This is a genomic window from Frankia nepalensis, from assembly GCF_016786325.1.
Taxonomy (GTDB): domain Bacteria; phylum Actinomycetota; class Actinomycetes; order Frankiales; family Frankiaceae; genus Pseudofrankia; species Pseudofrankia nepalensis.
The window spans coordinates 42,377-53,221 of the sequence record NZ_JADWYU010000251.1 but is presented as its reverse complement, the minus strand read 5'-3'; the positions used below and the strand labels follow the sequence as shown (position 1 = coordinate 53,221).

The 10,845-nt window shown below is 71.1% G+C and carries 10 protein-coding genes; 4 read left to right on the top strand and 6 right to left on the bottom strand.

From position 1 onward, the window contains the following. Positions 1-238: 238 nt before the first annotated feature. Positions 239-802: a hypothetical protein gene (locus tag I6A81_RS39370; RefSeq protein ID WP_203002146.1), complete on the bottom strand. Its 564-nt coding sequence runs from the start codon at positions 800-802 to the stop codon at positions 239-241. 235 nt (positions 803-1,037) lie between these two features. Beyond that, positions 1,038-1,535, bottom strand: a complete 498-nt coding sequence (locus I6A81_RS39365) for a D-alanyl-D-alanine carboxypeptidase family protein (RefSeq protein WP_238428764.1) — start codon at positions 1,533-1,535, stop codon at positions 1,038-1,040. A gap of 689 nt (positions 1,536-2,224) precedes the next feature. On the opposite strand from I6A81_RS39365, the gene I6A81_RS39360 reads away from it, so the two are divergent. Continuing rightward, on the top strand, positions 2,225-2,512 hold the full coding sequence (locus I6A81_RS39360) for a putative quinol monooxygenase (RefSeq protein WP_203002147.1): 288 nt from the start codon (positions 2,225-2,227) through the stop codon (positions 2,510-2,512). A gap of 214 nt (positions 2,513-2,726) precedes the next feature. Here the strand turns inward: I6A81_RS39360 and helR are convergent, their stop codons facing one another. Continuing rightward, entirely contained in the window at positions 2,727-4,976 is a 2,250-nt protein-coding gene (helR, locus tag I6A81_RS39355; protein ID WP_203002148.1) for an RNA polymerase recycling motor ATPase HelR, read from the bottom strand. Position 4,977: 1 nt separating this feature from the next. Further along, positions 4,978-5,379: a hypothetical protein gene (locus tag I6A81_RS39350; RefSeq protein ID WP_203002149.1), complete on the bottom strand. Its 402-nt coding sequence runs from the start codon at positions 5,377-5,379 to the stop codon at positions 4,978-4,980. 576 nt (positions 5,380-5,955) lie between these two features. Between I6A81_RS39350 and I6A81_RS39345 the strand changes: the two genes are divergently transcribed. Then, on the top strand, positions 5,956-6,564 hold the full coding sequence (locus I6A81_RS39345) for a VOC family protein (RefSeq protein WP_203002150.1): 609 nt from the start codon (positions 5,956-5,958) through the stop codon (positions 6,562-6,564). 174 nt (positions 6,565-6,738) lie between these two features. Here the strand turns inward: I6A81_RS39345 and I6A81_RS45935 are convergent, their stop codons facing one another. Then, a complete protein-coding gene (locus tag I6A81_RS45935; RefSeq protein ID WP_307875212.1) occupies positions 6,739-8,076 on the bottom strand; it encodes an SGNH/GDSL hydrolase family protein in 1,338 nt (445 codons plus the stop codon). Positions 8,077-8,325: 249 nt separating this feature from the next. Between I6A81_RS45935 and I6A81_RS39335 the strand changes: the two genes are divergently transcribed. Further along, positions 8,326-8,955 carry a TetR/AcrR family transcriptional regulator gene (locus tag I6A81_RS39335; RefSeq protein ID WP_238428765.1) on the top strand — a complete coding sequence of 210 codons (630 nt, stop codon included), beginning with the start codon at positions 8,326-8,328 and terminating at the stop codon, positions 8,953-8,955. Between the two features lie 389 nt (positions 8,956-9,344). On the opposite strand, the gene I6A81_RS39330 is transcribed toward I6A81_RS39335, so the two are convergent. Then, a complete protein-coding gene (locus I6A81_RS39330) occupies positions 9,345-9,950 on the bottom strand; it encodes a hypothetical protein (protein WP_203002151.1) in 606 nt (201 codons plus the stop codon). A gap of 378 nt (positions 9,951-10,328) precedes the next feature. On the opposite strand from I6A81_RS39330, the gene I6A81_RS39325 reads away from it, so the two are divergent. Beyond that, on the top strand, positions 10,329-10,844 hold the full coding sequence (locus I6A81_RS39325) for an NUDIX domain-containing protein (RefSeq protein WP_203002152.1): 516 nt from the start codon (positions 10,329-10,331) through the stop codon (positions 10,842-10,844). Position 10,845 lies beyond the last annotated feature (1 nt).

The window sequence follows — 10,845 nt, the reverse complement described above, 5'->3', positions numbered from 1 at the left end:
CACTCCTGGTCACCGGAGTCATCTACTTCACCCTCCACACCGTGAAACCCTCACCCGCCCACCGCCGCTGAGCACGGCGGCGACTGGCGTGGCCGTGGCCCGCGTAGCCGCGCCGGGAGCAGGCGGACCACGACGGCGAAGGCGGAACTCCGACGGCGAAGGCGAAGGCACGCCCGGATCGTCTGACCCCGTGTCCGCGCTCGGGATGTGTGACGTCGTGACGGCCGCCTGGCGGGGATCACCCCGCCGCGGCTGCTCCGGCGTCTGACCTGAGACCGGCCAGCCACGTCGGCATGTCCTCCCAGGCGACGATCTCCCAGACGATCTGGTCCCGGGATCCCCCGGGGCTGTCCACCCTGACCGCGTGCGGCACCGCCGACCGGCCCGAGCCCAGCAACGGGCGATTCCCACAGGTCACGACCGGCCGCCCGTCGCCGCGTTCCTGGCGCAGCAGATCGGCCGCCGCGACGGCCAGCGCTGTCCGATACGGCGGCACCCCCGCCGGATACATCACCACCGACAGCAGATGCGACATGCGGCCCATGGTCACCGCCACCCGCGTCAGTTCGGTCCTGCTCACTTCCAGGAATTCGAGGCCGGCGGCATCCCCGACGACGGCGGCCGACCGTGCCGCCAGCAACGAGGGACGCCCTGTACTCGCGACGACGGGAATCCGTCCCGGACGCCGTCCCGTCGACCGTCGCCGTACCACCAGCCCTGGCCCCTCCGGCAACGCCAGCGACACCAGCGACACCTCACCGCCGGCATCAAGCCCGTCGGCCAGACGCGCCACCGCCGTCATCGTCGGCCCTCCCTTACGCCTTGCTTCCTCGCCGCAATGAGGCTCCCGGACCGGCCACGCCTACAGACCCGCCTAGGAGCCCACTTCATTGCCGAGCACCACGCTCAGGCGAACCAGTGATCAGCCGACGCACAAAATGTCGAACTCGCCCGCCTCGACCGCGCCGCCCGCGCCAACGTCCGGGGCACGCTGCCCGCCCGCGGGACACTTACGAGATCATCGCGGTTGGTCCGGCTTATTCGGAATGCGACGGGTCGGAATGCGACATGCCTGGGTGAGGCAGGCGGCGCGGTGGGTCGTCAGGGCAGTACTCGAAATGCCACCACTCGTTGTCGTACATCCGGTACAGGTGGTAGCGGGAACCGTGGCGCTCCAGCCAGCGCGCGCCCGCGACCGGCCGCACGTCCAGCGCGGTCCCCGCGACGTGCCGGGATTCGTGGGGCGGCAACGCCCGTGCTCTGGCCGCCGCCGCGGATCCGCTTCCGCGGACCTCCTCGGCGAACAGCCGTTCCTGTTCCGCGAGGTCCCGGTATCCGGACGTCAGGCCGACCACCTCGCCGTCGCGCCACAACGCCCGGGTACGCGCCGCCGTGAACGCGGCGCGGGTCGCCGGCGTCAGGCCGGCGAGGTTCTCAGTAGGGAACCGGGCCGCCAGCGCCCACTGGCAGGCCACCTGTAGCGCGCGGCGCGGCGCGGCCACGAGGGCCACCGGCAGCAGGACGACCGCGAGCATCCGGGTCACCCCGCCGTACCCGCGATCACGAAGGCGGCGCGGTCGATCGGAAGGCGCCGCGGCCCCGGCACCCCCGGATCCGCGTGAGCCTCCGCTCAGGTCCGAGGAGAGCCAGTTCTTGAACCGTCGCCCGAGTGCTGCCGCCCTGCCCGCGCCCCGCCCTTCCGGGGAATGACGGGCTCGAGTGGAAAGCATCATCCAGGTGGGTGCTTGATACCCGCCGCGCCGGCACGGCGGGTTCCCTGGGCAAGGCTGAGGCCTGATCTCGTCACCGTCCCGCCGCCGGAGACCCCGCCGCCGACGGCGGTGCCAAGGTCGTGTACCGCAAGGCTCGCCGCCGCGCGGCCGTCTTTCCTGAGCGCGTTGCCATGGTTCGAGCTGAGCCGAATCGCTCAGGCGCGGCTGTCTGGCCCAGGCACGGCGGCTGTCCTTCGCCGAGGCGGACTACCCGCCACGCGCGGACGGTCGAACCCCTGCCACGGAAGGGCTCGACGCTCGAGTTGGACCGTCGGCGCCCCGTGACCGAGCTCGCCGACGCGCTCGAGCGACTCCTGACATGAACAGCCCGAGCTGGCATACGCACGGGCGCGTGGGCGCACACGCGTTCCGGCCGGGTCGGGCATTCAGCGATGAGCCCAGGCGTCGTGGGCAGTCCTTCCTTCGTGTCAGACGAGACTCGGAGGAACATCATGGTGATCGTCGCTGGGCAGATCTTCATCGACGCGACCCAGCGAGCGCGTTACCTCGCGAACTGTGTCGGCGTCGTCGAGCAGGCGCGACGCGCGCCGGGCTGCCTCGATTTCTCCCTGAGCGCCGATCTGATCGACCCAACACGGATCAACATCTTCGAACGCTGGGAGACCCAGGAAGCCGTCAATGCCTTCCGCGGCAGCGGCCCAAGCGAGGAACAGGACGCCGCGATGCTCGCGGCCTCCGTGGCCGAGTACGACGTCGCGGACATCCGCTCGCTGACCTGACACCGGCGGCTGTCACGGCCCCAGGCGTGATCGGCACGTTCGACGGCCGGCCGGACACATCGCTGGCCGCGGACCCCGGAGCGCCGATCCGCGCGCGGCCAGCGATGTTCATCGCGGGACAGCCGGGATCTCGGACTCGACGCGGATCGGCTTCTCCGGGGTCGGTGGTGGTCCGCACGGCCGCCGGGCGGCGATCGCGTTGCCCTAGGCGACGTCAGGGGCTCGTGAGGATGACGAGTTGCTGGGTCGCCCGGGTCATCGCGACATAGCGGTCGACCGCGCCTTCGATGCCCCCGCCGAACTCGTCCGGGTCGACGAGGACGACCAGGTCGAACTCGAGCCCCTTCGAAAGCTCCGGCGGCAGCGACCGGACGCGGGGCCTCGCCTGGAACATCGCGTCCTCGGCGTCACCAGTGCCGACGGCGCCGGCCCGCTGCTGGCCCGGGATGACACCGGCCCGCTGCTGGCCTGAGATGATATCGGCCCGCTGCTGGCCTGAGATGACACAGGCGATCCCGTCGGCGTGCGTGGCGAGCCAGGTGTCGAGGATCGAGTCCAGATCCGAAGCGGATCCGTACACGACGGGGACGCCGCCGCGGCGGATGGAGGTCGGCACGTTGGCGTCCGGGAGGACGGCCCGGATGACCGGCTCGGCTTCCGCCATGACCTCTTCCGGCGTCCGGTAGTTGACACTCAGGGAAGCCAGGTCTATCTGGTCCAATCCGCTCCGCTGGAGCCGTTCCCGCCACGATTCGGTGAATCCGTGCCTGGCCTGGGCGCGGTCCCCGACGATGGTGAAGCTCCGGGACGGGCAGCGCAGCAGCAGCATCTGCCATTCCGCGTCGGTCAGTTCCTGGGCCTCGTCCACGACGACGTGCGCGAACGGACCGGCGAGCAGATCCGGATCGGAACCCGGCAACGCCGCCTCGTCGACCAGGACGTCCTTGAAGTCCTCGCCGCGCAGCATCGTCACCAGGCCCACCCCGTACTCGTCGTCGGCGACCTCGATCAGGTTCTCGACGACCCTGGCCATGCGCTGGCGTTCGGCGGCGATCAGGGCTTTGTTCCGCCGCCTGCGCCGTGAGGCCTCCGGGTCGCCGAGCCGCTGCCGTGCCGCGTCCAGAATCGGCAGGTCGGACACCGTCCAGGCCCGGGCGTCCTCGCGCCGCAGCTTCCGAACCTCGTCGGGGCTGAGCCAGGGAGCGCACCTGCGCAGGTAGGCGGGTACCGACCACAGGTCCGCGACGAGGTCAGCCGCTTCGATCAGCGGCCACGCCCGGTTGAAGGTCGCGAGCAGTTCCCTGTTCTGCAGCAGTGACCGGCGGAGCAGGTCGAACGAGACGTCGCCGTCGTGCTTGTCTATCAGGATCGCGAGCAGTTCCTCCCAGATCTGGTCACGCGCCTCGTTGTGCGGTGTGCCGGGATCCGCCGCTTCGAACGCCTCGGCCCAGTCGTCGGCGCTCAGCCAGAGGTCGGACCAGTGGGTCGTGACCGTCATCCCCCTGGAGGGCGGCTCCTCGTAGAACCTGACGGCCGTCTCGACCGCCTTCACCAGGTCCGCGGACGACTTCAGGCGGGCCACCTCCGGGTCGGTCTCGACCGCCGCCGTGACGCCCTCGGCGACGAGGTCCCGCAGGGTGCAGGTCTGCACGCCCTCCTCGCCGAGGCTGGGGAGGACGTCGGCGACGTAGTTCAGGTAGGGCTGGTGCGGACCGACGAACAGCACGCCGCCCCGACGGTGACCGAGGCGGGGGTCGGAATACACGAGGTAGGCGGCGCGGTGCAGCGCGACGACGGTCTTTCCCGTCCCCGGACCGCCGTCGACGACGAGCGCGCCGCGGGATCCGGCGCGGATGATGGCGTCCTGGTCGGCCTGGATGGTGCCGAGCACGTCTCGCATCCGGGCCGTCCGGTTGCTGCCCAGGCTGGCGATGAAGGCGGACTGGTCGTCGAGCGCGGCGTGCCCCTCGAACCCGTCCGGGGTGAACACCTCGTCCCAGTAGTCGCTGATCCGGCCGCGGGTCCAGCGGTATCTGCGGCGGCTGGCCAGACCCATCGGGTTGGCGTGGGTCGCTCCGAAGAACGGCTCGGCCGCGGGGGAACGCCAGTCGAGCAGCAGCCGACGGCCCGCGCTGTCCGTGAGCCCCAGCCGGCCGACGTAGAGCGGCTCGGGATTGTCCGCGCCGACGATGCGGCCGAGGCACAGGTCCAGGCCGAAGCGGCGCAGGGCGCGCAGGCGGGCGGTCAGCCGATGGATCTCCATGTCCCGGTCCATCGCCGCCTGGCCGATCCCGCCGGGCGCGGCGCGCTCGGTGGCGAGGCGGTCGGACAGATCCGCGATCGCCTGCTCGAGGCTCGCCGCGATCGCCGCGAAGTGCTGCTCGTCGCCGGCGATCAGCGTCGGGTCAGCCTTGGCGGCGAGGCGGCCGGGAAGGTCGAACGCGCTGGTGGTCAGAGGGTTCATGTCAGCGGCTCCACTCTGACGGCACGGTAGGCGTGTCGAACCGCGCGGCGGCCAACGCGGCCGCGCGCCAGAATCCGGCCCCGCGTCGGAACACGTCCGCGTGCCGGGGCACGTCCGCGCATCGGGACGCGTCCATGCGCCGGGACACACCCGCGCGCCGGGATATGTCCGTGCGCCGGGACACGTCCGCCGACGACGGCGGTGCCCCGGTCACCAGCGGGTGCGCCGGGGCGCCGGGGTGCCGGCCCGCACCCGCCGGCGCGGCGATACCGGCCGGTGACTCCGAGAACTCGCCGGCCGACGGCGCGCACACCCGCTCCCGCGCGCCGAGTTCCCCCGGGCGCGCTCCGGCTCCCATCACCAGTTCGACGTCCCCGCGCATCCCGTACGTCGACAACACCACATGCACTCCGCGACTCCCATTTCCGCAGGCCCTGGCCTCGACCAGCGATCCTGCGGCATGACCCGGGTCTTGCCGCAAGCCCCCAGGTGCGCTATACGTTGAGAGTGGCAAGGAGTGAGTTCACTCCTCCTCCCCTCCTGCCTCTCCCTCAGCTTCCTCCATCGACGTCCCTGTCGACGTTGGTCACCTTGCCCGAAGATGGCAGATCTGGTCATCCCCTGTGGCCATGAATCCGGCCTCTTCCGGCGCCATGGGGGATGATTCGGCGCTGGTGATCGACACGGGGGTGGCGTCCCTGGGTGGCGCGGGTGCCACGCTCTCGCTCGGTGGCGCTCGGGCGCTCGGCTGCTCGCCTGACCCGGCGACCCACCTCCGCTGGCCCACCGCCCCGCGCCCTGTCCCCCGTGCTCGGGCGCCCGTGCTCGGGCGCCCGCCGGCGAGTTGGCGAGGCAATCGATGAGCGGAGGGGGCGACGCTTCTGGTCCCGCCCGCTCGCCGTCGGCGGCGCCGGGCGAGGGCCGGATCGGTCAGGAATGGAGAAGCGTTGGGCGACGAGCCACACCTAGCGTGACCGTCATGACCTCCATCGATTCCATCACCCTTGAAGTGTCGGACACCGCGGCCGCCGGCGAGTTCTATGACGCCGCGTTCGGCTCCGACGCACCCGTCCGCCTGCGCGCCTCGGACGCGCCCACGACCGGCTTCCGCGGGTTCACGCTGTCCCTCACGGTGTCTCAGCCCGCGAACGCGGACGGCCTCATCAACGCGGCACTCGCCGCCGGCGCCTCGCCCTTGAAGCCGGCCGCGAAGTCGTTCTGGGGCTACGGCGGCGTCGTCCAGGCGCCCGACGGGACGATCTGGAAGGTCGCGACCTCGGCGAAGAAGGACACCGCCCCGGCCAGCCGGCGGTTCGATCAGATCGTGCTGCTGCTGGGAGTCACGGATGTGGTGGCGAGCAAGCGGTTCTACGTCGACCATGGCCTCGCCGTGGGAAAGAGCTTCGCCCGCACATATGTCGAGTTCGATACCCCGTCGAGCCCGGTGAAGCTGGCGCTCTACAAGCGTCGTGGGCTCGCCAAGGACGCCGGTGTCTCTCCCGACGGGACCGGGTCGCACCGGCTCGTGATCGGCGGCGATTCCGCGCCCTTCACCGATCCGGACGGGTTCGCGTGGAACAAGGCCTAACGCCGCCTCGACGAACGTCCGCCCCGCCGACCACACCCATGGAGCCAAGATCAGTCAGACGTGGCGCGCCACGGTGACGCGAAACGTCTGACTGATCTCTCGGCTGTCGTTCTGGTACGGACGAACGTCGCTGGATGCGGTGCCAAGGACCCGATCAGGCGTCCACGAAGGCCATTAGCTCGGGCAGGTGACGGAGCTGAGCAGGTCCTGGGGCACGGCGTTGGCCATCGCCTGGTAACCGGCGAGGTTGGGGTGCAGGTTGTCGACCGACGCGTACGCCGGCCGGAGGATCGACGGGTCGGCGGGATCCCGCAGCGCGGCGTCGAAGTCGACGAAGCCGTCGGCGAGTGTCTGGGTACGGATCCAGCTGTTGATCTGCTGGCGGGACGTCTCGCTGTTGGGAGCGAGCAGCGTGCCGTCGACGAGGGCGTTGGACGCGGGGGTGATGGTCGCGAGCCAGATCTTCAGGCCCGCCGCGTGCGACCGTTCGATCAGCTGGGTGTAGCCGGCGATGAGCTGCTCGGCGGTGGACCGCGACAGTCCCAGGTCGTTGATGCCCTCGAGGACCAGCACGCCGGCGACGCCGGCCTGCGCGAGGACGTCCTTGTCGAAGCGCGCCAGGCCGCTGGGGCCCGTCTGCAGCGGTTCGCCGCCGGTCAGGAGCTGGTTGCCGCCGATTCCCGCGTTCACCACGGAGATCGGGATCCCGGCCTGGTCCAGGCGCCGCTGCAGCTGGTCGGGATAGCGCCCGTTCGTGTCCGCCACGGCCGCGTCCGCGGGAATGCTGAGCGGCGTTGCTCCCACGAAGCCGTCCGTGATCGAGTCGCCGAAGGCGACGACACCCCGGGTGCGCGCGGGCGTCAGGACGTCGACACCGCTCACGTACAGCCAGCTGCCCGTATCACCGAAGAAACCCCAGGAGGACTGCTGCCTGCTGGAGTCGCCGGTCAGCGGAAGCGAGTAGTAGGACGTCGCGTTGGCGTTCCAGTGCTTGGTCGGCGGTGTCTGGATACCCGGCACATACATGCTGACCGCGAGCGGAGCGAAAGCGGCGAAGGTCAGCGCCACCGGGTCGCTCACGACGTCCTGGCCCTTGGGAATCGTCACCGACTGGGCGTTTCCGAAGGTCACCGGCACGATGTTCGTCGCCGCGGCACCACTGGTCTGCCTTCCGACGGTGACGCGGCCGAAGCTCACGTCCGAGGCGCCGAACCGGTTCGAGAGATGGATTCTGAGGCTGGATCCTCCTCGGTGAGGAGTGACGATCATCCGCAGTGTCTGGTACGTGAGCACCTGGGGCGTGAGGTCACCGGTGGCGTCCGTGGGCACGAGGGAGTCGGTGGGGCTGGCGACCCAGCTCGCGACCCAGTGGTCTCCCGCGCAGCCCGGCGCCGCCGCCGCGGCCGCCGTCAGTCGCGCCGAGCTCAGCCCCGCCGTGGCGAGAAGCACCGCCACGGCCGCGCCGGCGAGCGAGGCGCGTTTTCTGAATAGCACTGTCTTCCCGACGGGCACTGTCGTCTCCTGGTTCGTCCACCGCGGGCCCGACTCGTCGGCGCCGGATTCCGATAAACCCGGGAAGGCGGCCGCTCGTCGATAGCCAGGTAGATCGCGCCGGCCTCTGGCCACCTATTGGCGCCACCTACACGAAAAGGCGGTCACGCGACCTTCGCGCGACCGGCAGTGTATGGAGGACAACCGAGACTAAGAAGAGGTTGTGGGTCTCACTACGCCGGGTAGGATACGCGTCGTGTCGTGGCGGCGATGGCTCGGATTCGAATGCTGACGCCTCGGCGTGACGACGCCCGCCGCAACCGGGAGGCCATCCTCCGGGTCGCGGACGCGGCCTTCACCGGCGGCTCCCGGGCCGTCCCGCTGCGCGAGATCGCGCGCCGGGCGGGACTCGGACGGGCGACCGTGTACCGCCACTTCCCCGACCGGCACGCGCTCGCCGGCGCCGTCGCGGCGGACTACCTCGAGGCCCTGCGAGAGGTCGTCGACGGCGCGGAGGAGGACGGCCGTCCCTTCGAGGACATCCTCAGCTGGGTCCTGTCCACGCAGGCCACCATGCGACCGCTCACCGCCGTGCTGCGGGAGATTCCGGACCAGGAGCAGCGGCAGTACCTCGCCGGGCTGGTCGGCATACTCACGCCGCCCTTCCGGCGTGCCCAGGCCGAGGGGCGGCTGCGTGCCGACGCCGAGCCGGCGGACCTCGCGCGAGTCCTGGTGATGCTCGACGCCGCCGCCGAGCTGGAGGCCGCCGACGGCGCCCGAGACGTCACCATGCGACGGCTCATCGCCGTCATCCTCGCCGGCCTGTTCACGGGAGCCGGCGACCGCCTGGATCAGGCGGTTCCCGGCGCGAGCCCACCCACCGGTGACCGGACCGGCTGAACAAGACGCCCGGTGCCGGCGTGGATCTCGTGGAGCCTGGACCCGGCGCGCCTTCCCTTGATCGCCATTTGCTCGTGGATATGGTCGCCGCGACACGGTGTTGCCCACCGTTTCCCCAAGCACCGGGCGATCATGATCGGGCCGGGCCGGGCCGGGCCCTGACAAGATCTGCGCCAGATCCAGATTTCCAGACCGTGTTCACCGCCCGCCGTGGTCGTGGACACGCTGGTCACGGACACGCTGGTCAGGGACGTGACGGTCGAGGGCATGGCGGTGCGCGCCCCGCCGCCCGATGGGAGCCGCGCCGGTCGGAGCACGCCGAACCCCGGCCCGGCCCGCCGCTCCCCCCGGAGAAGCGGCGGACCAGACCGGGGCTGGGCGCCCGGTTACTAATAGCGGTGGTAGCGCTGCGTGGGCAGGTTGCGGCCGTCGCCGTCCGGCCAGCTCTCGTGGCCGTCGGTCGAGATGCCGGAGCCGTTCACCGAGGGGAGGATGCGGAGCTTCTCCGTGAAGCCGCTGTTGAAGTAGTAGGTCACGGTCACCGAGGTGCCCACGTAACCCCAGCTCACGTTGTTCGCTGTGCCCCAGTCCCAGTAGCCGCCGGACAGGCCCATCCAGCTGTGGGAGACAACGCGGATCCGGCTGGTGTTGTACTTGTTGCAGTCGGTGAACGCAATGGTGACGCTGGCGATGAACCCGTTCGGGTCGTCGGCCACCCAGACCCCGGCATAGGGATTGCCGGGGCAGTTCGTCGTCGCGCCGTTCGCGAGCCGCGCCCCCGACGTCGGCACGGCCTCCTCCGCCGGTTTTGGCTCGACCCCGCCGGCCGCGGCCGCCGGCGCGGCGGTCGTCGCGCCGGCGGCGGGCGGCGGCGCCGCGTCGCTGGTGCTCGCCGCCTCCGGAGCGCACGCCGCGGTGGCCATCCCCAGAGCCAGGGCACCCGCGGCCAGAGCCGTCCCGGCCCGGCGGGACAACGGAGCGAGAAGACGGTTCATGAATACTTCTCCTATCGGATACGCGATGCCTTCCGGCGCCGCGAAGCGAGCGGAGGAAAACCCCCGAATTTCGTGTCCATGGGGTTTCCCGCGCGTCGCCATTGTCGGCTCCGGATGCGGGGTGTGACGACGGTGCTGGCCCGGTTCGCGGCCGGGTGCTAGCACTTTCCGTGGACACACGGAGCTGACGGAAGGGTGGCTGACCTGCGGTGAAGGCGGGACGGCCGGCGAGTTGTCAGCTGAAGGACACCCGCCGGGTGGCCGACTTTCGGTGGCGGGCCTGAGGTCCTTGTTTTCGTCCGGCCGGCGATGAAGGCCGGAGGCGGGATGTTCGCCTGTCGGAGCCGGAAACTCCACGGGCCCACTACGGTGGCGGTTATGGAGACGCCCGCCGAATCGTCCGCGCTCGCCTGGCGGCGTGGGCTGCCACGCAAGCGGATGGCGGCGGCCGTCGTCCTCGTGGACGACGACGGCCAGGTGCTGCTGGTGCGACCGACCTACCGGCGCGGGTGGGATCTCCCGGGTGGCGTGGTCGAGGAGGACGAGGCGCCCTACGCGGCGGCCCGGCGAGAGCTGCGGGAGGAACTCGGCCTGGACCGGGTGCTCGGCGGGCTGCTGGCGGTGGACTGGGTGCCGCCGTCGGCGGAACGCACCGAAGGTCTGATCGTCGTGTTCGACGGCGGCCGGCTCTCGGCCGACGAGGCCGCGGGAATCCGGCTGCCGGCCGAGGAGCTGGCCGCGTGGTCGTTCACCCCGCTGGACCAGTTGTCGGAGCTGATGACGCCGCTGCTCGCGCGGCGGGTGGCCGCCAGCCTGACCGCCCGGGCGGCGGGCGTGACCGTCTACCTGCAGGACGGCGCGCCCTACCTGGAAAACGGAGCTCCGCCGGTGTGAC

What these genes read in the sequence shown, in the direction of transcription:
- I6A81_RS39370 (WP_203002146.1), bottom strand. Translation starts at nt 802, where the DNA reads ATGACGGCGGTGGCGCGTCTGGCCGACGGGCTTGATGCCGGCGGTGAG.
- I6A81_RS39365 (WP_238428764.1), bottom strand. Translation starts at nt 1,535, where the DNA reads ATGCTCGCGGTCGTCCTGCTGCCGGTGGCCCTCGTGGCCGCGCCGCGC.
- I6A81_RS39360 (WP_203002147.1), top strand. Translation starts at nt 2,225, where the DNA reads ATGGTGATCGTCGCTGGGCAGATCTTCATCGACGCGACCCAGCGAGCG.
- helR (WP_203002148.1), bottom strand. Translation starts at nt 4,976, where the DNA reads ATGAACCCTCTGACCACCAGCGCGTTCGACCTTCCCGGCCGCCTCGCC.
- I6A81_RS39345 (WP_203002150.1), top strand. Translation starts at nt 5,956, where the DNA reads ATGACCTCCATCGATTCCATCACCCTTGAAGTGTCGGACACCGCGGCC.
- I6A81_RS39335 (WP_238428765.1), top strand. Translation starts at nt 8,326, where the DNA reads ATGGCTCGGATTCGAATGCTGACGCCTCGGCGTGACGACGCCCGCCGC.
- I6A81_RS39330 (WP_203002151.1), bottom strand. Translation starts at nt 9,950, where the DNA reads ATGAACCGTCTTCTCGCTCCGTTGTCCCGCCGGGCCGGGACGGCTCTG.
- I6A81_RS39325 (WP_203002152.1), top strand. Translation starts at nt 10,329, where the DNA reads ATGGAGACGCCCGCCGAATCGTCCGCGCTCGCCTGGCGGCGTGGGCTG.